Source organism: Acidobacteriota bacterium, assembly GCA_038040445.1.
GTDB classification, from domain to species: domain Bacteria; phylum Acidobacteriota; class Blastocatellia; order UBA7656; family UBA7656; genus Onstottus_A; species Onstottus_A frigus.
In genome coordinates this window covers 98,036-124,073 of sequence record JBBPIG010000003.1, presented here as the reverse complement: position 1 = coordinate 124,073, position 26,038 = coordinate 98,036, and the positions used below count along the sequence as shown (strand labels likewise).

Sequence of the window (26,038 nt, the reverse complement as noted above, 5' to 3'; positions counted from 1 at the left end):
TTCCGGGTTCCGGACGTTGCGTTGACTCTAGCCTGTGCCGGTCGTTAGATTCAAAAGACACAGACTGAAGTCTCTTCCACCTACGCCTTTTCGAGCGCGGCGAATTTGGCCACGAATTTCTTTTGCCCGTAGCCGGGAAACCTCACTGTGAGCTTCGCATCATCGCCCGCGCCTTCTGAGCGAAGCACGACACCGGTCCCGTACTTCGCATGCCGAACGTGTGCGCCAACCCGAAACTGCCCTCCCGAGCTTGCAGCGCCTGAGTCGCCGCTCGCCCCTCTGCTCTTTGGCTCGGCGGCTTCCCTGCTCTGCTCGGCCCCGCCGGCAGACTGCGTGCGACGCTTGAAGAACTCGCGCACACCATCCACCGAATTGTAAGTCTTGCCCGAGTAGTTCGAAGTTTTCTTCACCGTGCGCGACGGCTCGCCCCGGAGCGCGGCCGCGGCTGCGCGATTGTCCCGCGTCTCGGGACGCTCCGCAAACCCCAGCCACGACGGGCCCGGCGAGAGGTTCTGCAGCAACTCGAGCGGCAACTCGTTCAAGAACCGCGAGGGTTCAGTTATCGATTCCTCGCCGAATATGCGGCGCTGCATGGCATGGGTTATGTAGAGATATTTCTGCGCGCGTGTGATCGCGACGTAGCAGAGCCTTCGCTCCTCTTCCAGGTCTTCTTCGCTGGACGCCGCGCGCGAGTGAGGAAAAAGGCCTTCCTCGGCGCCGACGATGAAAACGAGCGGAAACTCGAGCCCCTTCGCCGAGTGCATGGTCATTAACGTGACTCTGGAATCGGCCCGGTACTGATCGGTGTCAGCCACCAGCGCGGCGTGGTCGATGAAGTCCTGCAGCGATTCGTCCTGCTCTTCAGCCTCGACCGCCGCCGTCACAAGCTCCTCGATGTTCAGCAGTCGTCCTTCGGCCTCAACCGTCTTCTCCTCTTCCAGAGAGCGCACGTAACCGGTGTCCAGCGTCGCGGCTTTCACTATCTCTGAAAGCGGTTGACCTTCACCGGCGCGATCGCTCAGCCCTTTGATAATGCCGATGAAGTTTTCGAGCGAGGCAGTTGCGCGGGGGCCAAGAGCACGATTCTCGACGGCGAGAACAATCGTATCCCACAGCGAACCGCCAAGCTCGCGTTGCTTGTTTTGCAGGATGTCGATCGTGGTCTTGCCGATCCCGCGAGGCGGTGAGTTGATGACTCGCGCCAGGGCCACGTCGTCTTGAGGGTTCATCCCAAGCTTCAGATACGCAATTATGTCTTTCACTTCAGCGCGATCGTAAAACGAGAAACCTCCAACAATGTTGTAAGCGATGCCACGCCTTCTGAGCGCTTCTTCGAACAACCGCGACTGGGCGTTGGTGCGATATAACACGACCGATCGCAAGTCGTGAGATTGGCGCTGATGATCAACGACTCTGTCGGCGACAAAAGCGGCCTCGCCCTCGGCGTCGTAGGACTGGTAGTACCGAATCTTTTCGCCCTGACCGAGTTCGGGCGTGGCGTAGAGCGTCTTGGGCAGCCGCTGCCGATTGCACTCGATTATCTTGTTGGCGGCCTCGAGGATTGTCTGCGTCGAGCGATAGTTCTGTTCGAGCTTGATCGACTTGGTGCCGGCGAAGTCGTGCTGGAACCCGAGGATGATATTGAAGTCGGAGCCTCTGAAGGAGTAAATGCTCTGATCGATATCGCCGACCACGCACAGGCTTCGTTCCTTCCAAAGGTCCTCTGCCAGAACTGCGTCGGCCTTGGAGGAGCCAACCGTAATCAGGCGAGCCAACTCGTACTGAATCCCGTTGGTATCTTGAAACTCGTCGATCATCACGTGACGGAATCGATCGTGATAGTACTTCCGCACATCGGGCACGCGGCGAAGCAACTCGACGGCCCTTATCAGGAGATCGTCAAAATCGAGCGCATTCGCTTTCTTTAGCCGCTCTTCATAAAGCATGAAGATTCGGGCGATCTTTTCGGTGCGATCGGTAGCGTATTCGCCCTGATTGGCATGATTGGCATAGCCGGCCGGCGACTTCCCGCGGTTTTTCGCCCCGCTTATTGCGCTGAGCGCCTGCCGCGCATTCAAAGACTTGTCGTCGATATCCAGGTCCTTCATGATCGCCCGAACTACCCGCACCTGATCGTCTTGATCGTAGATGGTGAAGCTCCGCGAGTAGCCCTCGTTCAACGCCTGGATATTGCGCCGCAGTATCCGAACGCAAAGGGAATGGAAAGTCGAGATCAGCGGCGAGGAAGTGCGCAGACCGGGATCGAGCGCGGCTTCAACGCGCGACTTCATTTCTCCGGCAGCTTTGTTGGTGAACGTGACGGCGAGTATTTGCCAGGGCGGGACTGCCGCCTGCTCGATCAAATAAGCGATACGGCTGGTGATTACGCGAGTCTTGCCCGAGCCAGCGCCTGCCAGAACCAGCAGCGGACCTTCGACTATTTGCACCGCTTCTTGCTGCTGGGCATTGAGTTCCTTCATAGCTGTGAGTCGAAAGAATTGAAAACTGAAAAATGACAATTGCAAATTAAGAGACGATGTTAAGACGGCGTTTTCAATTTCCCATTTTCATTTTTCAATTTTCAATTTTCAATTCTTGCCTTACTTGATCAGCAACTGTATCGCCTTGAACTGCGGTGAATCGGCCGTCCGCATCATCTCAAACAGCGCCATCTCGAGCGTTGACTGGATCGCTCCCGCCTGCGTCAACCGCGCCAGCGCCACCTCTTTGTTTTCGCGTATGCGAGACGTGACACAATCGACGAGCACATAAACCTCGAAGCCCTTTGCGAGCAAATCGAGCGAGGTCTGCAAGACGCAGATGTGTGCTTCAATGCCGCAGACCAGCACTTGCTTGATGTTCTTGTTCGTGAGCTGCGAGAGGAAATCTTCTGAGCCGCAGGAGCTAAAGCAAGACTTCTCGATCGGGGTCAACTCTGCCGGCAGCCGGGCAATGATCTCTTCGGCGGTGTGCTTGAGACCCTTCGGATATTGCTCGGTCACGATCACAGGAACTTCCAACAGCCGGGCGCCCTCGACCGCCGTTGCAATACGCGAGGCGACGACGCCGAAGTCCGAAATCACCGGCCGAAAAGCTTCCTGCATGTCGATGACTGCCAGGGCGGCGGACTCACGGGAAAGCCGGCTGATGTTATTCATGGCGTGTCCTTGACAGGTTTCACCGCGTGGAGAGCTCTGTTGAGAGTCTTCCGATGCGGGCTCATTCAATATAACAGCGCGATCATGAGAGGGACAACTAGTGAAGGACTGGTATCCGCGCAAATCGGTCCAATCAGTTTCATCCGTGGTCTATGAGTTCGCAAGAAGCGAATTGACAGCGACGCATAGACCACGGATGAGACTGATTCGGCGGATTCTCGCGGATATCTTCGTTGACTCTTGAACCCTGAGTCATTTGCTTCCGTGCGACGCCAGCGCCAGCCACGCGGCGGTGGCCGCCGCCTTCTCATCGGCGCGCCATGGGCTGCCGGCTGCGCGACCCATCTCACCCAGGCTCCCTTTGAGTTTTTCGATTGGAAGTTGCAATTCGGACGCTGCGATTTCATCAAGGCTTCGTTGATCGAACGTTCGGCTCCGCACTTTGTTTGCCGCGGCTGCAACCTCAAGTGCCTCGCGGAACAAAACTCCTTCAGCGGCGTGCGCTCTAATGTGAGTACTTCCGATCTTTCCGAGATTTCGATTCCCTGCTCCCACTATTCCGATCCCTGTTACCGCATAACCTTCGGCTTGCGCATCGTCAATCAGGCGCCTCAGGGCCTTCGATGTAATGGTCTCGATTCTCTTCGCCGACTTGCGAACGGCAACCGTAGCCCGCTCCCACGGGAGATCTATGACTTCGTGGTAAGGCGCGGAGGTTGCGGGCATCTCAGGATCTGAGAGAACCAGTTCCAGGCGTCTAACCACTCTCGGTGAATCTGCTGGTCCTGCCAAGACGACTGCGATAGCTCTCGCCGTTTTCGCGCGGAGGCCTATGCTTACTGCCTCGCCATTACTCTTCGCCATTTCATCACCTCACGAAATCGGACAACACGAAGTCTAGTGAGGCCACTTTCTATGCTTCGGTGTTAGCCTCTTAGCTAGCCGCTCTCGAAGCAAGCGACTAATCTTGCTTTCGGGACTCTTCCTGCCGCGGCGGCCGATACTGTTGAAGCCGCTCAGTCGTGTGCTCGCTAACGCTTGGCACCGAACCGGGAAGCCATTGGTTGGGCAAAGGCTCAGGCAGGCTGCGCGGAGTCGCCTTGTCAATTCCCGCTTTCAAACCCTTCAAACGGCTGCTCCGCTCTGAAAGCAATCTAAACGGAGTTGAAAACAAAAGAATATAGAACCTGACTGTAAAAACATTCCATATCAAAAGCGACAGAAAGAGGTCGACGAAGGACGTCAGGGCGCCTTTACCAAGAAGCTTCCAGGAATTGCTCACACTTCGGTCGGTGGCATTGGCTGGCGCATCCTTGAAAACGTGTTCCGCGTATCGCGCGATGAATTGATCGAGACCGCTGTCTATTCTGGTGAAGAAGTCTGTCCCGGTCCCGAATAGCACCTGGGAAACCGCCTCGAGATTGGTCCCGCACGAGGCGCAGAACTTGCGCTCGCTCAAGTTGTCTCTTCCGCACGTAGGGCAGAACATCTCTGAACCTCAGCCTTCGGTCGACACCCCGATAGTACGCGCGTCACAATGCCTAATCAAATTCATTCGCATAGGGCAGGTTTCAAGCTGCTACAACCGTGACCACGACGTTCCTCTCGCGAGGGCCGTTGCACTCAACCAGCAACACTCGCTGCCAGGCGCCGAGTTGGAGCTTTCCACCATCAATCGGAACAGTGATGCCAGCTCCAACAATCGAGCTGATCATATATCGAGAACCTGCTTGTCTCGCCGCGTCCTGATGGTCAGTATCGTTGCCGGCATAGCATCTTCATCAATCAAGATAGGTCTTGATTGAAATCTGAGAAGTCAACGTCTTGTGTACAGGACACCGCTCGGCTATCTCGATCAATCGCGCCTTCTGCTCTTCGTTGAGCTGACCCGTGAGCGAGATGTATCGCTCGATTAGCTCGATCTTTCCCTGGTTGGTCGCGCAGTCGTCGCAGTCCTCGGCATGACTACGAGAGTGCTTCAAGCTGACCTCAACCTTTTCGAGAGGCCACTCTTTTCGCCTGGCGTAGAGCTGCAGAGTCATAGCCGTACACGCTCCGAGCGCCGCGAGCAACAGCGAATAAGGATCCGGTCCGGCAGCGCTGCCGCCCGCTTCGCGCGGTTCGTCGGCTACGAACGTGTGAGTACCGGCGGTGATCTGTTGCTTTAGATGACCAATCGAAGAAACGATGACGTCAGCCATGAGTGAGTTCCTTTCTATTTTCTATTTTCCATTTTCCATTTATCATTTGTTATTGAAGAGAATCAGGCAATGGCAAATATCAAATGGAAAATGGAAAATCAGCCTGAACTTCATGCACTCATTCATCCGTATTCTTAGTGTCCTTCGTGGATGCCTTTCGATCTCGCTTTGAAGGTTCGTAGTACTTACGCCCTTTCAAGCCTTCCGGCAGGCAGTCCATGTTCTCAGCCTTGCCCGACTCGAAGTCGTGCGCATACTGATAACCTTCGCCGTAACCGAACCGCTTCATCAAACCGGTCGTCGCGTTTCGCAGGTGCAGTGGCACCGGTTCGCGCTCGGTCTCAACGGCGTCCTTAGACGCCGCCATATAAGTCGCGAGCACCGAGTTCGACTTGGGAGCAGTTGCCAGGTAGAGAGTGGCTTGCGTCAGGGCCAGCTTCGCTTCCGGGAATCCGACAAAGTGAGTCGCCTGCATGGCCGCGACCGCTTCGACCAGCGCCATCGGATCGGCCAGCCCAATGTCCTCCGAGGCATGGACGACCAGCCGCCGGGCGATGTATAGCGGGTCCTCGCCGCCTTCGATCATTCGCGCGAGCCAGTAGACCGCGGCATCTGGGTCTGAGTTGCGGATCGATTTGATCAACGCCGAGATCAGATTGAAGTGTTCTTCGCCGGCTTTGTCGTATCGGATCGACGCGCGCTGCATCGCTTCGCGAAGCACTTCTTCAGTGATGACCCTCGCGCCAATTGAATCCGTTTCCGCAATCGAGAGGGCGAGCTCGAGCGAATTGAGCGCGACCCGCGCATCGCCGGATGCATAGACGGCGATCGCCCGAAGAATATCCTCCGTAACATCAACCCGATCGCCGCCAAATCCGTTCTCCGGATCAGCAAGCGCTCCTTTCAGTATCGTAACAACCTCATCGGTCGTTAGCGGATCGAGCACGAATACCTTTGATCTCGAGAGCAACGCCGAGTTGACCTCAAAGGATGGATTCTCGGTCGTCGCTCCGATCAGGATTATCGTGCCGCTTTCAACGTAGTGAAGAAAAGCGTCTTGCTGGGCCTTGTTGAACCGATGTATCTCATCGATGAATACCACGGTGCGTTTGCCAAGCCGCCGGCGGTACTCGTCGGCTTCAGCCATGACCTCGCGCACCTCGCGTATTCCGGCCGAGACTGCGCTGAACGCAACAAAGCGTGCCGCGGTTTGATCGGCGATGATGCGAGCAAGGGTTGTCTTGCCCGTGCCCGGCGGACCCCAAAAGATGAGCGACTGCAGTCGGTCTTCTTCGATCATCTTGCGTAGCGCCCGGCCCGGCCCAACGATCTTTTGCTGGCCAACGAAACGATCGAGATTCCGCGGCCGCATTCTATCCGCCAGAGGCCGGTGACCCGTTTCATTTGTTTCCGACGCGATCGCTTGATCGTCCGATTCTTCAAACAAGCTGGCAGGCTGCTCGTCTTTGATCAACGCCTTCCTCAGTCTCGGCATAAGCGACTCCTGAGTAGAATACTAAGGGGCCGGACAGCGCCGCCGCAACGGGATTGGGTGATGTCCTGATCTTGTGTTGATTGGAACTTGACCACCGATATCGCTGATAACGACCGTTTCGCCGGACACACTCTGCATCTGAGCAACAATTACCTTTTCGCCATTGGCAGAATGATCCACACTAAGACGAACTAAAGGAGGCTGAATCGTGACAAGCTCGGAGCAACTAGAGAATCCGTTTTGGGGCACGCAGGAAGAGACGGACCATCGCGGGGAAACGCTTCGTTGACAGGCGTTCGAACACTTTGCTAGCTTTCAGTCTTGCGCGGTTAGCAACGGCGGCCTCTGTATACAGCACTATTATGTTTGGAAACCTGTTCGGCGTGAAAAGCACTCGATACCTGTTGTTCGTCTTGATTTCGATCGTGGCTCTGCTCGGGTCGGCGTGCGCGTTATTCGTGCGCCGGGTGAACGTTAACGAACTGCTGCCGGTCAAAGAGCAGCTATCTACCGACCAACTCATAGACCGGATCAACGCCTACAGCCAGATTCAGACGTTCTCGGCGCAAGCCGATGTTACCGTCCGGAACTATTTCACCGGCGAGGGAGCGAAAGCCGACGAGTTCCCGTCTGCAACCGGACTCATTCGATTCAAGCGACCCGAAGACACCAGGATGAACGTGACTTTTTTGAGCAAAAAGGTTGCCGAGATGGTGAGCGACGGGCATAGGTTCAAACTGGCCATGTACCGCCCACAAGACAAGCGGCGATTCGTATACGGCAGCAACTTGAGCGACATAGAGCGGTTGAATGCAGGGGAAATCAGTCGCACCAACGACCCTCAGCTTACCAAGGCAGGTGGGTTGGTAAACATGCGGCCGCAGCACATCACCGATTCGTTTTTGATCAAGCCCATCGCCGAGAGCGACCGGCCCAACGCGTTTCGCGAGGAGGTCCGCCAGGTAGAGGCCGACACTCGCCCGGGAAAGAAGAATCGCCTGGTCGAGAGAAGCTACTACGTCGTGTACGTGATGGAACGCGACGAAAAAGGCCAGCTCAAGTTGCGCCGCAAGTTCTGGTTCGACCGCAGCCAGGCCGGCACTCCGCTCGCTCGCCAGCAGACTTTTGAGAATGGCGTTGGCAGGCTTGCCAGCGACGTTACCTATTCGAACTGGTTCACCGCACCCAACAGCAATTCGGTGTGGCCCGCACGCGTGATCATTGACCGGCGCAACGACGGCTATCGCCTCGATCTGATGCTGGTCGCCGAAACGGTGGAGGTGAATGCCGAGCTGCCTATCACAACGTTCGATCTCGAGAACACCGAGAAGCTGGAAGAGATAAATCTGGATGCGCCTCGCAAGGCAACGACCGAACCACCACGCAAGCCCAACGTTCCCATGCCCGCGAACAAGTAATGGACAGCCTCATCGCAGCAAACATAAGCCAGCGTCCCCTGCGCACGGCAATCAGCATTATCGGAGTTGCGCTTGGAGTCCTGTTGGTCACTCTGTTTGTAGGGCTCGCCCGAGGCATGATGCGCGATGCCGCGCGACGCCAATCCGGTGTTGATGCCGAGGTCCGCTTTTTACCGGGCGGCAACATCGCGCTCGCCGGCAACCCGCTGATGCTGCCGGAGCGGTACTCCGATACGATTCTTCACGGGTTTCAACCTACGGCAGACGATCCGGACATCGAACCCAAGCCGCCGATTGCAGGCGTCGCGGCAACCTCGCCCGTAGGCGAGTACGTCCAGGGAAGCGTTGCGGGAATCGGATTCGAGATGGTGGACGGCTTGGACTACGCCAGCTTCATCACGACCACGCAACTGACTCTTTCCAAGGGCCGAGGACTAGGGGACGGACGCACGCCCGGCACCGAGTATGAAGCCATCGTCGATCACTACTATGCTGACAGCGGTAAAGACATCGACGGAAGACCGGTGGGAATCGGCAGCAAGGTAAAAGTGCTCGGTCACGACTTCACGGTCGTCGGCATCTACGAACCGTCGGTGCTGGCTCGCGTAAAGATTCCGCTGCACACCATGCAGCAACTGTTGGGGGGCGCCCAGAACTGCACTTTCGTGATGGTCAAGTGCGAAAGGCCCGAACTTGCAGACAAGGTGATCGAGGAGTTGCGGCGTTATTACCCCGGCAACCGTGTCATCGCAACCAGCGAGATACCTGCCCTTTACTCGCAGGGACTCGCGCCGGTGGAGATTTTCCTGGATGTTGTGATAGGGCTCGGCCTTGTAATTAGCGTGCTCGTCATATTGCTTGCGATGTACACGACGATCATCGAGCGAACGCGTGAGATCGGAATACTCAAAAGCCTGGGCGCATCGAAGCGCTTCATTGTTTTTACCATCGAGAAGGAGGCCGCGTTGATCAGCGCGATGGGGGTGGCGCTTGGATTCGCCGCCGCGGTGATCGGCAAGCTTGTACTTGAAGCGAACACAAGATTGATGATCGACCTGGACCCAAAGTGGCTGGTGATCGCCGCGCTCATAGGCGTGCTCGGTGGGATCATCGGCGCAATCTACCCGGCAATGCGCGCCGCCAACCTCGATCCAGTCGAAGCGATAAGTTATGATTAGTCATTGGTCCGTAGTCCGTAGTCAGTAGTCCGTAGCTCGCGTTGCTACTGACTACAGACTACGGACTACGGACTACGGACTACGGACCACGGACCAACAATGAACCCAGTCCTCGAAACAATCGATCTCGAGATGGTCTACCACGTCGGCAAGGTAGACGTGCATGCATTGCGTGGGGCGACCCTGAAGGTAGAGCCCGGCGAATACGTCGCGATCATGGGGCCCTCGGGCTGCGGCAAGTCCACCTTCCTGCATATCGTCGGAGGAATGCTCAAACCTACGTCCGGCCGGGTGATCATACAGGGTGAGGACCTAACGGCTATGACCGACGCCCAGCGCACCGATCTGCGCCGCCGCAGAATCGGATTCGTATTCCAACGCTTCAACCTGTTCCCCACCTTAACCGCCGAGGGTAACCTCAAGCTGGCTGAGCGAATCTATTCGGGAAAGAACAATCAGGATCCCGAGCGACGACGCGAGGTTCTCAGACTGCTCGGTCTTCAGGACAAGCTCCACCATAAGCCGCTCGAGCTTTCGGGTGGCGAGCAACAACGGGTGGCAATCGCTCGCGCGGTGATCAATCGCCCGGCTATAATTCTCGCGGACGAGCCGACCGGCAACCTGGACACAGAGAACTCTGATATCGTCTTGAACATGATGCGCCAGCTCAACAAGGAATTCGGCCAGACAATCATAATGATCACTCACAACGGGGAAGCAGCCGCGCGAGCTGATCGCGTTATTGAAATGCGAGACGGACACGTCGTTCGTTCGAGCGTGCCTGCCGAAGCAGTTCGGGGACGACCGTGAAGATTCTCCTAAGCACTCTGAAAAAGATCCTCTTTTGGTCCTACGAGCGCGGAAGCTGGCAGTACGATGTTATGTGCGTGCTGATCCTGGCTTTCATTTTTCTTTCACCGAACCGCTTCTTTCATTCACGCAGCATGTCGACGCCGCTCGTCGTGCGAGGCGATGAGTTAGGAGAAATCGATCCAAACGACATCCGAGCAATCGAAGAACGACTTCGGGAGACCGGCCACCTGGTGAGAGTTTCGCGCATCGACAAAACTCAGGACAGTTCAGGAACTATCAACTATTTGGTTTGGCAGAGATCTGATGACTCGGTTCAATTGCCGGAGAAGTAACATGATACGAAGTAGGTTGTTATTTTCCTTAGTCACGCTCGCCGTCGTAGCGTCTATCCCGGCGCGCGGTGCGGGCATGAACGGAAAGCTCGATGAAGTGCTCGCAAACATGGAACGGGCTGCCCGATCCATCAAAACCATTGAAGCCGACTTGCGGCAAGAGAAACGCGACATGCAGATCGGCGGTAAGGAGGTCTACACCGGCAAGATCTACTTCCAACACTCCGGTAAGAATCAGGACAAGCTCCGTATCAACTACTCAATACCTGACGGTCAGGTTGTTGCGGTAGTCGGCGACAACATCACTCTATATCAGCCGCGCATCAACCAGGTCATCTTGACAACGCGGAAGGCGCAGGCTTCACAGAATCAGGAGTTCTCGTTCATAGCAACGCCATACAAGTCCGTGCCGGAGCTCAAGAGCCAGTTCAACATCGTGTATGCAGGCGACGAAGGCTCGACCGCGAAGCTCGAGTTGACGCCGAAGGGCGCGTCTTCTGCGAAGAAAGTAACCCTGTGGGTCGATCAATCATTGTGGCTTCCAATCAAATATCAGATCGTCGAGACGAACAACAACGTCACCACGTTTAGCTTGAGCAACCTGAAGCAGAGCGCCGGAGCTTCAGGCGACACGTTCAAAGTATCCTGGCCTTCCGGAACTAAAGTCGTCCGCAGGTAGCACAGACTTTAGTCTGTACTGCAGGCGCTTCCCCGCAGGTAGCGCAGACTTTAGTCTGTGTTCCTCGCGCTTCCCCACAGTCACCGCTCTACGGAAGATACAGAAGCACGACCAGTGTTCCGACAACGCCGATCGCGACAATCCAGAACACCAACTCCTGTAACACCACTAAGCCGCGCGGATAAACGGGCCGCGCCTTAATCATCTTGCGGCGCTTCACCGAAAGGGCCGAATGCGCCAGCAACACTCCCATCACCAGCGCGCCGAGCGACATGATTCGCAGCGGCCAAAGAAAGAATACCCATTGCATCTCCACCAGCAGCAGGAGCGGTATCCCGAGTCCGAAACACGCCGCCACACCCATCAACAATCCAGCCAAATCCGGATCGGCAACCGGAATCTTCAACGTTCCCGCCCTTGACGCCGCCTCCGGATCGAATGCCATCGACGACGGATAAGCGGCGCGCTGGGGCCTTCGCTCTGCGTCATAAGCGTTGCGAGTTTCCGTATCGCTCAGGATATCGTGCGCTTCGTTGAGAGACTTCATCTCTTCATCGGTGCCGCCGCCGTCTGGATGACGCTTGCGAGCCTCGCTGCGATAAGCGCGATCGAGGTCCTCCTTGCTCGCGTCTTCGCTCACACCGAGAACGTCGTAGTAGTCTCTGCTTGAATCGAACTTCTGGATCGCCATCAGCGGCCATTATAGTTTTTCAGGGAAAGCAGGCAACAGCTTGAAAGCGCCGCACGCCGTTAACCTCTGCGCGAAAACATGACGCACAACCCCTGATCTCAAGCGTCGAAGAGCGCGCCCGCTTCGTGCTATATTGAGCCGCATGCCAGTGACTCCTAAAGATGCCGCCGCAATCATCCTGCTGAAAGATCCCGCGGACCCAAAAGTCTTCTGGGTCAAGCGAAGCCCAAAGCTAAAGTTTATGGGAGGCTTCCACGCGTTCCCAGGCGGGCAGCTAGACAAGGAAGACAGCGGAATTGGTGTTGTTGGGGGCGACGGCGACGAAGCGGTTATGCGCGCATGCGCCGTACGCGAGTTCTTCGAAGAAACCGGCGTGCTGCTGGCGCGTGGCGCGGAGCGGTTGTCGCCGGCACAGATCAGCGCAAAGCGGGAGGCGATGCAGGCAGGCACGAAGAGCTTCAAACATATTCTCGAAGAAGACGGACTTGAAATTGTCGGCTCGCATTTTGAACCCGCCGGCAGGTGGGTGACGCCTCACTTCGCGCCGCGGCGCTTCGATACATGGTTCTTTCTGGCGTGGATGCCTGAAGGCCAAGAAGCATTGATCGAAACAGGCGAGCTCGAGACCGGCGAGTGGATAAGGCCAGGCGAAGCGTTGGACAGATGGCGCCACAGCGACATCATCATGGCCCCGCCAACGCTTCACATCATCCAAACGCTCGCGAAACACGTCGATCGGATTGGTGAGTTACCGTCAGCGCTCACCGCTATTCCTGAAGCGAAGCACGGAATGGTAAGACGCATCGAGTTTCGGCCGGGCATTTTCCTCTTTCCGGTCCGGACGCCGACGCTTCCTCCCGCCACGCACACAAACTGCTACATCATCGGTGGCGACGAGGTCATCGTCATCGATCCGGGCTCGCCTTATGAAGAAGAACAGCAAGAGCTCGACAGGTTTCTCGATGCGCTTATAGCCGAGGGCCGCCGCGTTCGAGAAATAATACTGACGCATCTTCATGCGGATCACACGGCCGGGGCAGACCACCTTCGAGCACGCCTCGGCGTTCCGGTGGCCGCGCACCGACTGACCGCCGATCGAATCAGGCATTCAGTAACAGTCGACAGGCTTATCGAAGACGATGAATTGATCGAGATCGAAGGCGATCCGGGCTGGCGGCTGCGAGCGCTTCACACGCCCGGCCACGCGCGCGGTCATCTGAGTTTCCACGAAGAGATCACCGGGGCGATCATCACCGGCGATCTCGTCGTTGGCATCGGCACCGTTGTCATTGACCCACCCGAGGGAAACATGCTGCAGTACTTTGATTCGCTGCGCCGGCTGCTCGCATTGCCGAAGCTGTCAGTTCTGTTTCCGGGTCACGGCCCGGCAATCGGCTCGGGTCGCGAGAAGATCGAAGAGTATGTCGAGCATCGAACTATGCGTGAGAACAAGATTCTCGCAGCGGTGCAGGCGGGCGCCGCGCTGCCGCACGAAATCGTCGAAGCGGCTTACACCGACGTTCACCCTTCGATGTATGGACTGGCAGAGCGGTCGACGGTTGCGCACCTCGAGAAGTTGGCGGAAGAAGGCAAGATTAAACGACGAGTTGGCGGCTACTATGTAGTGCAATAGCTTCGTCAGTTTCCGATAGATGGACCAGAGCTATGAGTCAAAGAGTACGAGCGGTTTTTCACGACGGGGTTTTTGTTCCACAACAGCCCTGTGACTTACCTGAGGGCTCCGAGGTAGAACTGACCGTTGACGACCCCTATACAATTCCGCCAGAAATAACAGACCCCGTTGAACGTGCAGCTTTGCTAAAAGAGGTTGTACGCAGTATGAGAGAGAACCCCATCCCAACCAACGCGCCTCGCTTCACGCGCGACGAACTACATGAACGCCGTTGATACTAATGTCTTAATCTATGTCCATGATCCCCGTGACTCCGTAAAGCAGGAAGCGGCCGATGCGCTCGTTCAGTCTCTTGTCGACGGTGTCCTGCTCTGGCAAGTGGCATGCGAATTCATCGCAGCTAGCAGGAAGTTGGAGCCCCTCGGGTTTAACCGAGATAGAGCGTATCAAGAGATTCGGAGATTGCAACGATTGTGGACGACGAAGCTTCCATCTTGGCCGATTATCAATAAAGCAGAGAAGCTACTAAGCGACTACAGTCTTTCTTATTGGGACGCGATGATCATTGCCGCTTCCCTGGAGGGCGGCGTGACCTGCTAATACTCAGAAGACTTTGACAGCTACTCAAAGATAGAAGGACTAGCACTCGTCAATCCATTCAAAGTACCTTAAGCCAGCCATCATAGCTTTGACTGAAATTGTCATCCCACGCAACACACTCATCGTGCTTTGCGGCCCAGCCGGAAGCGGCAAATCGACGTGGGCCAAAAAGAATTTCTTGCCTACGCAAGCAGTCTCGTCCGACGAATGCCGGGCGCTGGTCTTTGATGATCCCGCCAATCAGAGCGTTTCAAAGCACGCGTTTGACTTGATGTACTTCATCATCGAGAAGCGTTTGATGTTGGGCAGGCTGACGGTTGCCGATGCCACGAACTTGAAGCGAGAACATCGAAGTGCGTTAATTCAAATCGCGAATTGCTTTCACTTCAACACAACCGCGATTGTCTTCAACGTGCCGATGGAGGTTTGTCTTGCCCGCAACGCCGCGAGAGATCGAAAAGTCCCCCAGCAAGCCTTGATCGACCAGTACGCCTTGCTGGAAAAGACTCTGCAAACAATCGAGAACGAGGGATTCAACGAAATTCACCCGCTGGACGAGGTCACCCAATCGAACTTCGATGTAAGGATCGGGCGATACGTCAGTCGGCAGCTTCAGCGGCCGGCTCCTTGATTGCGCCGCCACGCATCGCCCGCCTCCAGTGCATGATCGAATCGATCAGCACGATCACCATGCAGGTCATCATTATTCCGGTGAGCGTCGCGTTCAGATAACCACGGAACATCGTTTCGGGTTTCTTCGCCTCTTCGAGGAAGTTGTCGAAGATCGAGCGCCACCCGGCAGTCAGCGTCGTCGTCGCAACAAAACACAAAGGCGTGATCGTCACCCACGCGTATTTGGCCCGGCCGGCATTGATTATGACCGTTGTGCCAACACACAGCGCAATTGCGGCGAGAAGTTGATTGGCGATTCCGAACATCGGCCATATCGTCGAGATCGAACCCGTGCGGATGAAGTACGCCCACCCCGCAACGATAAGAGCCGACGTTATGATCGCGCCCGGCCACCAGTCGGGCCGCTCAAGAGGTTTATGAAACCTCCCAAGAAACTCACCAAGCATGAACCTGGCGACACGAGTGCCGGTATCGATGGTCGTGAGTATGAACAGCGCTTCGAACATGATCGCGAAGTGATACCAGTACTTCATCAGCCCGCGCATCCCCGGAATCGAATTGAAGATCTGAGCGATTCCCACGGCAAGGGTGACTGCGCCGCCGGTGCGGCCGCGTAAGTTCTTCTCGCCGGTCTCCTGTGTAAGCTCTTCGAGCTTTTGTTCGTGCAGATCAAAGCCCTCGGTGCTGTTAGTCTCAACGAACTGCACGTAGTTAGTTCGCGCTCGGTCGACGTTGATTGAGAAATAATCGCCGGGAAGAAGCGACGTCGCGGCAACAAGCGCAACGACCCCTACGAGCCCTTCCATCAACATGCTTCCGTAGCCGATCATTCGCGCGTCCGATTCTTTGTTGATCATCTTCGGCGTCGTGCCCGAGCTGATAAGCGAATGAAATCCCGATATCGCGCCGCAAGCAATCGTGATGAAGACGAATGGGAAGAGCTTGCCGGGAATAATGGGTCCGCCGCCCGCTGCGAATGGCGTGATCGCGGGCATCTGAAGACGCGGCGCTACTACAATCACGCCGATGATAAGAAACGCAACCGTGCCGATCTTCATGAACGAGCTCAGGTAGTCGCGCGGGCAAAGCAGCATCCACACCGGCAGCACTGACGCGATGAAGCCGTACCCGGCCATCATGTAGGTGATCGTGCTCTCGGAAAACGTGAAGCTCGAAGCAAGCGATGACTCCGCGATCCTGCCTCCCAGGATGACGGCGATGAACAGACCGATCACCCCGATGGTCGTCGCTTCTACAATCTTGCCCTTGCGGAAGCGATACATGTAGAGCCCCATAAACAGCGCGAGCGGGATGGTAAAACCGACCGTGAAAGTCCCCCACGGGCTTTCGCCGAGCGCTTTAACGACGACCAGTCCCAGGCCCGCCAGCGCAATGACGACGATGAACATGATTGCGATGCCGGTGACCAGTCCCGAGAGCGGGCTGATCTCAGTCCGCGCGATCTCGGCCAGCGACTTGCCGCGTCTGCGCACGGACGAAGCCAGTATCACAAAATCATGCACCGCCCCACCGATCACGACGCCTATCACCAGCCAAAGAAGTCCCGGCAGAAACCCAAACTGCGCGGCAAGCACCGGCCCTACCAGCGGGCCCGCTCCCGAGATCGCCGCGAAGTGGTGCCCGAACAAGACCCACTTATTGGTGGGGTAGTAGTTCTGGCCGTCGTATAAGGTGTGAGCCGGTGTCTCGCGCGAGTCGTCAAGAACCATGACTTTGGCGGCGAGAAACGCGCTGTAGTAGCGATAGGCGATGGCTAAGACGCACAGCACGCCAATCATTATCGGAAGTGCACTCATGCGCTCTCCTTTGGCAATCGTCGAGGCTATGGAACTGATCAGGGTTTTGTTCGACGCAGATGCTACGGGATGGAAACAAGGCGTGTCAACGAAAGCTATCAGCCTTTCTTGGCTTGAAGACTTGACTTGGCTCGTTCCTGTAAGTATGTTAGTGCTTACTAACTTTGACCGAAGGAGTTGCTAGATGGCGTCAGCAGCATTGCCGCAGAAGTCGCAGAAGTCGCAGCCGACACGGATGACCGCCGAAAATCGGCGCCAACAAATCGTCGAGGTCGCGGCCGAGCTTTTCTCCCAGAAGGGGTTTCGCGGAACCACCACAAAAGAGATAGCGGACGGCGCTTTGGTCAGCGAAGCTATAATCTTTCGGCATTTCGCCACCAAGGATGACCTCTACCGCGCGATTCTGGATCACAAGGTCAAGCAAGCTACGGATCGGATGAAACAGAATCTGGACGAGGCCGCCAGCCGCAAAGATGACGACGCTTACTTCGGGTCGCTTGCCTTTGAGATGCTGGAGTTCCACCGCAAGGATAGGACCTTTATGAGACTGCTGCTATTCAGCGCCCTCGAAGGTCATGACCTCTCTGAGATCTTTTTCCACTCAACCGCTCGCGAAATGAAAAACCAGATTCGCCGCTACATCAAGCAACGGATCGGTGACGGCGCATTCCGTAGCATCGATCCAGCCCTGGCCGCGCGCGCCTTCGTTGGAATGGTGTTGAATCAGGCTCAAGTACGCAACATCTTTCGCGACGACGATCTGAGATTCTCGAACCATCAAATGGCCGATCGATTCGTCGATATTTTTCTCAGCGGCATTCGTAAACCCGGTCATAGAGGTTCGCGGCCCGCGCGAGATTGACGCAGTCGTCGCCTCGCGACCCTCGAGCCGAGCCAAGTACAAAGACCGAAACCAAGGTGATAGAAATGGACTTTATTGGCAATAAGAGAACGCTCATTGCTGTGTCGCTTTTGTCGTTGTTCATGCTGGCGGCGTGCTCGAGTAAGAATAAAGAAGCCAACGCCAAACCGGATAGCAAGGAGGAGGATCGCGCGGCGCCGATCCAGGTAACGACGGCCCCGGTTGTCGAACGCGTCACTAATAGAGAAGTCGAGGTCGTAGGCTCGCTGGCCGCCGAAGATGAAGTGACCGTGTCCAGCCAGGCATCCGGCAACCTGGACGACATAACCGTAGATCTGGGCACCGCGGTCCGTCGCGGCCAGGTGATCGCACGGATAGACCAGCGTGAGCTCAAGCTGAAGGTCGATCAGGCCGAGGGCACTCTGCATCAAGCCGAAGCCAGGCTCGGCATCAAACGGGGAGAGAAGATCGATCCGAAAAAGCAACCCGACGTGCGGTTGGCGTTCGCCGCGCTCGAACGCGCGCGATACGACCTCAACGCTTCCCGCAGTCTGGCCGAGAGCGGCGACATATCCAGGCAGCAGCTCGACGTTTACCAGAAAACGCTCGATCAAGCAGAAGCTCGCTATCAGGCGGCGCTGGAAAACGTCCGCAATCTCGAAGCCATCATCGAAGAAAAACGCGCTGCGCTCGATCTGGCAAAGAAACAACTCTCCGACACCAACATCATCTCGCCGATCAACGGCGTGGTGAAAGAGAAGTCCGCATCGCGAGGCGAGTACCTTCAGCCCGGCAAACCAATCGTCACCATCGTTCAGATCGATCCGCTGCGGTTGCGCGCGGACATCCCCGAATACGCCGCGGCTTCGGTGCGAATCGGACAGACGATGACCCTGACAGTCGAAGCCTTCCCGGGTCGCACTTTCGCGGCGCGAGTCGTCCGCATCGGACCTTCGCTCAGTGAACAGACTCGCGCGTTGACGGTCGAGGGCCAGGTAGCCAACCCGAGCAATCTGCTGCGACCCGGAATGTTCGCCAAATCGAAATTGATGACCGCGAAAGACGTGTCAGCGGTGATGGTGCCGCGAGGCGCGGTTCAAGTCATTGCCGGCTTGAACAAGGTCTTCGTCATCGCAAATGGCCGCGCATCGGAACGCATAGTCAAGACCGGCGCTGCCGATGGCGACTTGATCGAGATAGTCGAGGGCGTGAAATCCGGCGAGAGCGTTGCGACCAGCAACCTCGACAAGTTGCAAGAGGGCAGCCTCGTAAACGGCGGCAAGTGAGACCTGGGAGCGCGCGCATACTTGCGGGCGTCCCCTTGCTTAGAAGCCGATTACCCGAAAGCAGGCAAGGATGCCTGCGCCCCCAGGGTTTTCGCTCACAGGAGGTTCGCAGGAGAGAGAAGCTATGCAGAAACTTGCAGAACTTTGTGTTCGTCGTCCGGTCTTTGCGACGATGTTGATTATGACGCTGATGGTGCTCGGTGTCTTCTCGTACAACCGGCTGGTTGTTGAACGGTTTCCGCGAGTCGAATTCCCCACGATCACCATCACCACGCGGTTGCCCGGCGCGGCGCCGCAGGAAGTCGAAACCGAGATCACCGACAAGATCGAAGAGGCCGTCAACACCATCAGCGGCATCGACGAGTTACGCTCGACTTCAGCCGAAGGCGTCTCGCTCGTCTTTGTCTCGTTCGATCTCGAACGCAACCTCGACGCTGCGGCGCAGGACGTGCGCGACAAGATCAACCGCGCGCTGCCCAATCTGCCGCGCACGATCGAACAACCGACGATTGAAAAGCTGGACCCGGACGCCTCGCCGATCATGACGATCTCGGTCGCTTCGAATCGCAACCTTCGCGAGATGACCGAGTTCGCCGACAAGGTACTGCGACGCCAGATCGAGTCGGTCAACGGCGTCGGTCAGGCGCAGATTATCGGCGGACGTAAACGCCAGGTGAACGTTTTTCTGGACGGTGACAAGTTGCGCGGTTACAACCTGACCGTCACGCAAGTGGGGGGGGCGCTGCAAGCGCAAAACCTGGAAGTGCCGGGCGGGCGCGTCGAACAGGCCGATCGCGCGCTCACCTTGCGCACGCTCGGCCGCCTGCAATCTCCGGCGGACTTCAACGACATCGTCGTCGCCAACCGCAACGGGTATCCGATCAAAATCTCCGACATCGGTCACACTGAAGACGGCGAGGAGGACGAACTGACCGCGGGCCGCCTCAACGACAAGCCCGCGCTGTTGCTGCAGGTGCGCCGTCAGTCGGGCACTAACGTAATCGAGGTGGTCGACGCGATCAAGGCGCGGCTGGCGGTAGTCAAGAAATCACTTCCCGCCGGTTACTCGGTCGATGTCGTGCGCGACCAATCGACCTTCATCCTCGCTTCGTTCCACGCGGTTCGCGAGCACTTGTTGCTGGGTTCGCTGCTCGCCGCACTGGTCGTTCTGTTGTTTATGGGCAACCTGCGGGCGACGATCATCTCGGCGATAGCGATTCCGACTTCGATCATCTCGACATTCGCGATCATGGATTATTTCGGCGTCACCCTGAACGGCCCGTCGATGCTGGGATTGACGCTTTCAGTCGGCATCGTGATCGACGATGCGATCGTCGTGCTCGAAAACATCTTCCGCTACATCGAAGAGAAGGGCTACGAGCCGTTTGCCGCTGCAATCGAAGCGACAAAAGAGATAGGAATGGCGGTGATGGCCACAACGCTGTCGCTGGTGGTGATTTTTCTCCCCGTCGCCTTCATGCAGAGTATTCCGGGGAGATTCTTCAAATCCATGGCGCTGACGATGTCGTTCGCGATCCTGGTCTCGCTGCTCGTGAGCTTCACTCTGACGCCGATGTTGAGCGCGCGAATGCTCAAGCGGTTGAAGCGGAAGTCCGTAGAAGGCGGGGCGGGCGAACCCGCTGCGCACACAGGAGAGAAGAGCTCGCTGATTAACCGCGTGCTGGATCGCGGCTACACGTCGCTGCTGAGGTGGTCGCTGCACCACCGCCTGGCCGTGTGCGTGATCGCTTTGCTGACGTTCGCCTCGACCTTTGTGCTCGCCCCCCACGTCGGGTTCAACTTCTTCCCGGTCGACGATCAGAGCGAATTCGAGGTCACGGTCCGCGCGCCGGAAGGGACTTCGCTGCGAAAGACTCTGGACATCGCCGAGCAAGTCGCCGCCGGCGTTCGCAAGCTCGATCATGTCGATTACACGCTGATGACCATCGGCGACGATCAGCAGCGGACGCAGAACCAGGCGAGGATTTACGTCAAGCTCACCGATCTGGCAGACCGCCCTGTCTCGCAGTTCGCGATCATGGGGCGGGTACGCGAGAGAGTCTTGCCGCAATTCGAGTCCTACAGCCTGCGCACGATTGTGGCGCCCGTCGCCACGATCAGCGGCGGCGGGCGCGCCAATGCCGACGTTTCCTTCATGTTGCTCGGCCCCAACCTCGAGCAGCTCGACCAGTATTCGCAGAGCCTGCTCAACAAGCTCAAACATTTTCCGGGCGTGGTGGACGCAGACACTTCGTTGATCGTGGGCAAGCCCGAACTGCGCGCGGCAATCGACCGCCAGAAAGCCGCTGAGCTTGGAGTGAGCATCTCCGACATCGCGTCATCGTTGCGGCTGCTGGTCGGCGGCGATCAAGTTTCAACCTACAACGAGAACGGCGAGCAGTACGAAGTCCACGTCCGCGCCAACCTGGATTTCCGCACGGACGCAAGCAGCATCAGCCGGCTGAACGTGCCGTCGACGCGGTTGGGTAGCATCGGCCTCGACAGCGTCGCGAAGTTGCACGAGGCGACCGGCCCGACGCAGATCGAACGCGTCTCTCGTCAGCGTCAGGTGATGCTGACCGCCAATCTCAAGCCCGGCTTCTCTCAGAGCGACGCGCTCGCGAAATTGGGAGCTGAAGTGCAGGCGATGAGTATGCTGCCAGGCTACAACGCAGGCGTTGCGGGCTCGAGCAAAGAGATCGGCCGCACGATCCGCGGCTTCATGGTCGCCTTCACTCTCTCGTTCATCTTCATGTACATAGTGCTGGCGGCGCAGTTCGAATCGTTCATCCATCCGGTGACGGTGCTGCTGGCCTTGCCGCTAAGTTTGCCGTTCGCGCTCATTTCTCTGATAGTCACCGGGCAGGCGATGAATATGTTCACGATGCTCGGACTGCTGGTGCTGTTCGGGATGGTGAAGAAGAACTCGATTCTGCAGATCGATCACACCAACGGGTTGCGGAAGAAGGGGATGGAACGGCACGACGCTTTGCTCCAGGCCAGCCGCGACCGGCTCCGCCCGATCCTGATGACGACAATCGCATTCGTTGCGGGCATGACGCCGCTGGCTTTGAGCAGCGGCCCCGGTTCGGGCATCAACCGCTCGACTTCCGTCGTGGTGATTGGCGGGCAGTCGCTTTGTCTGCTGCTTACGCTGGTAGTCACACCGGTGGCTTATTCGCTGTTCGACGACGCGGCGATGTCGCCCGTCTGGGGACGTATCGGCCGCGGGATGCGACTGCCATTCGTGTGGGCGCGGCGCAAGGCGGCTGCGGCTACATCGATGTTTCTCGGGCTATTCAAATAATCAAGAGGCTAAGTCATGAGAGTTTCGGTCAATTCATCAATCACTCGGCTGCGAGCCGTCGCTTTGATTCTTTTGTTGTCGCTGGCGGCGCCGGTCTCAACCGGCGCACAGATAGTCAAGCTCGCGCAGGCTCCGGCGCAAGAGACGAAGCAAACGGACTCATCGGGGGCACAAGCGCCGCGAGTCGGCGTTGACGAGAGCCGGCCGCTCGCCCTCACGCTGTTCGACGCGGTGAAGATGGCGCTCGCACAGAATCGCGAGATCGAAGTCGAACGCATCAACGTGCGCCAGGCTGAGTACGACGTGTTCGCCGCGCGCGGCGCAACCGACATTTCGCTGGGCGCCTCGAGCTTCCACGAGCATAGAACGGTGCCGGTCGGCTCGGTGTTGGCAGGAGGGCCGAACGGAAGCCTTACGACAAAATCGTTGAACTACGACTTCACTGCGCAGCAGTTGCTGCCGACCGGCGCGTTGTGGCTGGCAGGATTCACCAACTCGCGAGCGGACGGTAACAGTCAGTTCGCCTCGCTGAATCCGCAATACACCACAGCTCTGAACATCCAGATTCGGCAGCCGATGCTTCGCAACTTCTCGATTGACGATGCGCGGCGCCGCATTCGAATCGCCAGCCGGGCGCTAGATCTTTCCGACAGCCTGTTTCGACAGAAGGCCATCGATATCATCGCTCGCGCTCAGCGGTCGTACTGGGACCTGGTGTTTGCGTTGAGAGACGTGCAAATACAGCGCGAGTCCGTTGATCTCGCGAAGACGCAGCTCGAACGAAACAAACGAATGGTCAACGAGGGTACAATCGCGCCGATTGAGCTTGTTTCCGTTGAAGCCGAGTTGGAGAAGCGAAGCGAGAACGTGTTGACCGCGATCGAAACCGTGACCCGCGCAGAGAACGCGCTCAAGCAACTGCTGCTGGGCGATAGAGAGGCGACCGTGTGGAATCAGCCCATCATTCCGACCGAGGCTCCCGACCTGCGCGCGGTCAGCTTCGCGCTGGCCGACGCGGTCGCTTCCGCGCTGGCAAACAGGCCGGAGCTTGCCCAGAACAACTTGAGGCAAGAGGTCAACAAGGTCGAGGTGAAATACCTGGACAGTCAGACAAAGCCTCAAGTTGATCTGATCGCTTCATACACTTCAACGGGACTGAGCGGCACTCCTGCGTTGACCGGCAACCCATTCGCCTCGACAACGACGTTGTTGCTCGATCGTGTGAACGAATTGTCGGGTCTGGCGGGTCTTACACCGGTCGCGGTTCCGCCAAGCTCAGAGTTGCCTGGATTCTTGGTGGGCGGCTACGGCAAGAGCCTTCAGAATCTGTTCAGCAATGACTTTCGCACGTTCAGGTTTGGCGTGGCGTTCAGTTTTCCTTTGAGAAATCGCACGGCCGAGGGACAACTGGGCCGCGCGGTGGCTGAAGGACGCAAGATCGGCTCGCTGCGAAAGACGCTCGAGCAAACAATCGAGGTCGAGGTTCGCAACGCTGTTCAAGCGGTCGAGACCGGCCGGCTGCGCGTGGAAACCGCCCGAGCGTCGCGCGAGGCCGCCGAGAAGCAGAGCGAGAGCGAAACCCGGCGGTTTCAAGCGGGGCTTTCTACCACGTACTTTGTGTTAGAGAGGCAGAACGCCTTGTCACAAGCAAAAGGGCGCGAGCTCAAGTCGATGACCGACTACAGCAAGGCACTAGCGGAGCTACAGCGGGTGATGGGAACGACTTTGACTTCGGCGAACGTGCAGGTGACCTCTGCACCCAATAAGTAGTTGCGAGTGGTCGCGAACCCGAAGGGCGAAGGATTCAACGACGCGGTAGGCCGAAGCTCTTTCTGTGGCACCTTCCTGCTCGAGCGCTCACTGTTCAGCGTAAGTTGAACTCTATCTGGACCACAACCAAATAGGTTACTGGTTTACCATCCTTCAAAGCCGGTTTGTATCTATATTGAAAAGCCGCCTGTATTGCCTGATCATCCAATCCGTCGGGAAGCCCGCGCACTATTGTGACCCGCTTGACCTGACCGTCCGCGCCGACCAGCAGGCGAGCGGTGACCACACCCTGAATCTTGTTCGCGCGGGCTTCTTCCGTGTAGCGGGGTGGCGGGTTGCTCAACAGGACCGGCTTCGAATCTACTGCTGATGCCGGAGCGCCGGGCGTGGGTGGTTTCGATGTGGAACCCCCGCCCAGGTTACCTGCCCTACCCGGACCGACTCCCCTTCCCGTTCCCGCCTCCTCGCGAGGCGTCGCGGGCCCCGGCTCCACTGTAATCGTTGCAACCACCATAGATTTGGTACAATTCGGCTTCCGTGCGACGGACTGTGGATTTTGCTTGAAGTCAAGGGCAGGGGTCTTGTCGGTAATGCCGTTGAAGTCGGCAATCACTTTCCCGCCGCTGCCAAACGCGGTATCAAGCGTGCCGTCCTCGTTGTAGCGCATAAGAAGAAAGTCGGCGAGATCGCGGCGAGTCTCTACATATCCGCCCGCGATGATCTTCCCATCGGGCTGAACCGCTATCGCTGAAGCCTCGCCATATCCGCCGCCCGGAGCGATGACCTTTCCTGCTCTGCGAAAGCTCAAGTTCAATTCGCCGTTCTTGGCGTAGCGCGCCAGAGCGAAGGCCTGGGGTGACCCGGTTAAATACGCAGATCCGACGACAATGAAGCCGCCGTTAGGAAGCAGCGCAATGGCTCCGGGGATCGTTGTGTTTTCAAACCTGGTGACTGCAGTGCCGCCATTCCCGAATGAGTCATCCGGAAGTCCGTTTTTGTCGAAGCGTCGCAGGAGAAAGTATCCGCTCCGACCCTCCATATTGGTTTTGCTCGCCACGATGACCTTACCGTCAGATTGGATCGCTATTGCGCTCGGAATCCCCTCGGGCGGTTTCACGGTTGTGGTCAACGTGCCCTTGTCGCCAAAAGCGGTGTCCGTTCGGCCGTCGGCGTGATAACGCGTCAGCTCAAAAAAAGAGCGAAAAGAAACGGTGCCACCAACGGCCGAACAATCCGATGAGCCGCCGGCGATTAAGATCTTTCCATCGTCCTGGAGGCTGATCGAACAGGCGTCCACAGTGCGAGTAGAGGGCGTGACAGCTTTTCCAGCGTTGCCAAACGCCGGGTCCAGGCTTCCGCGCCGAGTGTAGCGAGCAACGGCCAGATTCGAACGATCGCTCCAAGCCCTGCCCGCCACGACGATCCCCCCATCGCGCTCGATGGCAACGGCAAGGGCCTCATCGTATTTGCCGAAAAAGTCAGTGACGACCTTGCCACCTCGACCGAACGAGGCGTCGAGAGTGCCATCGCTGTTGTACCGCGCAAGGGCGAAGTCAGAGTCACAGTCGTCCCAGCCAGTGATTCCTACCAAAAGGATTTTCCCATCGGCTTGAAGAGCGACTGCATTGACACGGTCATCGTTGCCGGCAAAGTCTGTCACAACTTTGCCGCCTTCACCGAAAGACGTGTCGGGACTGCCGTCGGCCAGGTAGCGGGCCAGTGCAAAATCTCCTTTCGAGTTTCGGGGAGTCTTCCTTCCATCAGCTCCGTTCCCCGAAGCCGCGACTGGATTAGTGCTTTTCCCTCGAGTAAACCCGGCTACGATGACCTTGCCGTCGGGTTGCAGCGTCATAGCCTTCACGGCATCGTAGTTAATGTTGTCCGGCCTGGCCGTGGGCTCACCCCTGGCCGGTTGAGTTTGACCAAAGGCTCGCCCGCCCACGAACCGGGCGCACAGCATCAGCACCAGCGTCAGCGCGAGAGCCACTGAAAAACGTATCACCTGCGCGGAAACGAAACTGCAAACAAGTCTTTGACCTTGATTCTTCATGAAGAGCGGCCTCCTAACCGAAGCATCCGTGCGCCTAATACTCTGCTCAATTCGACTCTATTGAATATAGACGAAGTCCAGCTCTTTGATAATCCAAATTTCCAATCAACCAGCG

The 26,038-nt window shown here is 57.3% G+C and carries 22 protein-coding genes and 1 pseudogene; 13 read left to right on the top strand and 10 right to left on the bottom strand.

The genetic code is table 11. The features are described from left to right. Positions 1-80: 80 nt before the first annotated feature. The 7 genes and pseudogenes from AABO57_04290 to AABO57_04260 all read right to left on the bottom strand — a co-directional run bounded on the left by AABO57_04290 (position 81) and on the right by AABO57_04260 (position 6,731). Entirely contained in the window at positions 81-2,480 is a 2,400-nt protein-coding gene (locus tag AABO57_04290) for a UvrD-helicase domain-containing protein (protein ID MEK6284938.1), read from the bottom strand. 120 nt (positions 2,481-2,600) lie between these two features. After that, positions 2,601-3,158, bottom strand: a complete 558-nt coding sequence (locus tag AABO57_04285; protein MEK6284937.1) for a hydrolase — start codon at positions 3,156-3,158, stop codon at positions 2,601-2,603. 252 nt (positions 3,159-3,410) lie between these two features. Then, a complete protein-coding gene (locus tag AABO57_04280; protein ID MEK6284936.1) occupies positions 3,411-4,022 on the bottom strand; it encodes a hypothetical protein in 612 nt (203 codons plus the stop codon). Positions 4,023-4,119: 97 nt separating this feature from the next. Beyond that, a complete protein-coding gene (locus AABO57_04275) occupies positions 4,120-4,647 on the bottom strand; it encodes a zinc ribbon domain-containing protein (protein MEK6284935.1) in 528 nt (175 codons plus the stop codon). Between the two features lie 82 nt (positions 4,648-4,729). Beyond that, positions 4,730-4,900 (bottom strand): annotated as a pseudogene (locus AABO57_04270) (YjbQ family protein). Positions 4,901-4,939: 39 nt separating this feature from the next. Then, positions 4,940-5,359 carry an OsmC family protein gene (locus AABO57_04265; GenBank protein MEK6284934.1) on the bottom strand — a complete coding sequence of 140 codons (420 nt, stop codon included), beginning with the start codon at positions 5,357-5,359 and terminating at the stop codon, positions 4,940-4,942. Positions 5,360-5,477: 118 nt separating this feature from the next. Beyond that, positions 5,478-6,731, bottom strand: a complete 1,254-nt coding sequence (locus AABO57_04260; protein ID MEK6284933.1) for a replication-associated recombination protein A — start codon at positions 6,729-6,731, stop codon at positions 5,478-5,480. Positions 6,732-7,237: 506 nt separating this feature from the next. Here AABO57_04260 and AABO57_04255 point away from each other — a divergent pair. The 5 genes from AABO57_04255 (at position 7,238) to AABO57_04235 (ending at position 11,274) form a co-directional block, all read left to right on the top strand. Further along, the gene (locus AABO57_04255; protein MEK6284932.1) at positions 7,238-8,272 is read left to right on the top strand and encodes a hypothetical protein; all 1,035 of its coding nucleotides are present in this window, start codon (positions 7,238-7,240) and stop codon (positions 8,270-8,272) included. Beyond that, positions 8,272-9,450 carry an ABC transporter permease gene (locus AABO57_04250; GenBank protein MEK6284931.1) on the top strand — a complete coding sequence of 393 codons (1,179 nt, stop codon included), beginning with the start codon at positions 8,272-8,274 and terminating at the stop codon, positions 9,448-9,450. The genes AABO57_04255 and AABO57_04250 overlap by 1 nt, the downstream gene beginning before the upstream one ends. A gap of 99 nt (positions 9,451-9,549) precedes the next feature. Next, positions 9,550-10,260: an ABC transporter ATP-binding protein gene (locus AABO57_04245; protein MEK6284930.1), complete on the top strand. Its 711-nt coding sequence runs from the start codon at positions 9,550-9,552 to the stop codon at positions 10,258-10,260. Beyond that, positions 10,257-10,595, top strand: coding sequence for a hypothetical protein (locus AABO57_04240; protein MEK6284929.1), 339 nt, complete (start codon positions 10,257-10,259; stop codon positions 10,593-10,595). Before AABO57_04245 ends, AABO57_04240 begins: the two co-directional genes overlap by 4 nt. 1 nt (position 10,596) lies before the next feature. Next, entirely contained in the window at positions 10,597-11,274 is a 678-nt protein-coding gene (locus AABO57_04235; GenBank protein MEK6284928.1) for an outer membrane lipoprotein carrier protein LolA, read from the top strand. An 88-nt stretch (positions 11,275-11,362) separates the two neighbouring features. Here the strand turns inward: AABO57_04235 and AABO57_04230 are convergent, their stop codons facing one another. After that, positions 11,363-11,965, bottom strand: coding sequence for a DnaJ domain-containing protein (locus AABO57_04230; protein ID MEK6284927.1), 603 nt, complete (start codon positions 11,963-11,965; stop codon positions 11,363-11,365). Positions 11,966-12,107: 142 nt separating this feature from the next. Here AABO57_04230 and AABO57_04225 point away from each other — a divergent pair, with 142 nt between their 5' ends. The 4 genes from AABO57_04225 (at position 12,108) to AABO57_04210 (ending at position 14,829) form a co-directional block, all read left to right on the top strand. Beyond that, entirely contained in the window at positions 12,108-13,598 is a 1,491-nt protein-coding gene (locus tag AABO57_04225) for an MBL fold metallo-hydrolase (protein ID MEK6284926.1), read from the top strand. Positions 13,599-13,630: 32 nt separating this feature from the next. Continuing rightward, on the top strand, positions 13,631-13,873 hold the full coding sequence (locus AABO57_04220; GenBank protein ID MEK6284925.1) for an antitoxin family protein: 243 nt from the start codon (positions 13,631-13,633) through the stop codon (positions 13,871-13,873). Continuing rightward, complete coding sequence (locus AABO57_04215) at positions 13,860-14,198, top strand: PIN domain-containing protein (GenBank protein ID MEK6284924.1); 339 nt, start codon at positions 13,860-13,862, stop codon at positions 14,196-14,198. Before AABO57_04220 ends, AABO57_04215 begins: the two co-directional genes overlap by 14 nt. Positions 14,199-14,286: 88 nt before the next feature. Then, positions 14,287-14,829 (top strand): AAA family ATPase, encoded by a 543-nt coding sequence (locus AABO57_04210; protein MEK6284923.1) that lies wholly within the window; start codon positions 14,287-14,289, stop codon positions 14,827-14,829. Here the strand turns inward: AABO57_04210 and AABO57_04205 are convergent. Next, entirely contained in the window at positions 14,798-16,648 is a 1,851-nt protein-coding gene (locus AABO57_04205) for a carbon starvation CstA family protein (protein MEK6284922.1), read from the bottom strand. The two genes, AABO57_04210 and AABO57_04205, sit on opposite strands and share 32 nt — an antisense overlap. Positions 16,649-16,832: 184 nt before the next feature. On the opposite strand from AABO57_04205, the gene AABO57_04200 reads away from it, so the two are divergent. The 4 genes from AABO57_04200 to AABO57_04185 all read left to right on the top strand — a co-directional run bounded on the left by AABO57_04200 (position 16,833) and on the right by AABO57_04185 (position 23,873). Beyond that, a complete protein-coding gene (locus tag AABO57_04200; protein ID MEK6284921.1) occupies positions 16,833-17,510 on the top strand; it encodes a TetR/AcrR family transcriptional regulator in 678 nt (225 codons plus the stop codon). Between the two features lie 65 nt (positions 17,511-17,575). After that, entirely contained in the window at positions 17,576-18,796 is a 1,221-nt protein-coding gene (locus AABO57_04195) for an efflux RND transporter periplasmic adaptor subunit (GenBank protein MEK6284920.1), read from the top strand. A gap of 124 nt (positions 18,797-18,920) precedes the next feature. Then, on the top strand, positions 18,921-22,103 hold the full coding sequence (locus AABO57_04190; protein ID MEK6284919.1) for an efflux RND transporter permease subunit: 3,183 nt from the start codon (positions 18,921-18,923) through the stop codon (positions 22,101-22,103). Positions 22,104-22,118: 15 nt separating this feature from the next. Continuing rightward, positions 22,119-23,873 (top strand): TolC family protein, encoded by a 1,755-nt coding sequence (locus AABO57_04185; protein ID MEK6284918.1) that lies wholly within the window; start codon positions 22,119-22,121, stop codon positions 23,871-23,873. Positions 23,874-23,967: 94 nt separating this feature from the next. Here AABO57_04185 and AABO57_04180 read toward each other — a convergent pair whose 3' ends face one another. After that, positions 23,968-25,923, bottom strand: a complete 1,956-nt coding sequence (locus AABO57_04180; GenBank protein ID MEK6284917.1) for a TonB family protein — start codon at positions 25,921-25,923, stop codon at positions 23,968-23,970. Positions 25,924-26,038: the final 115 nt, after the last annotated feature.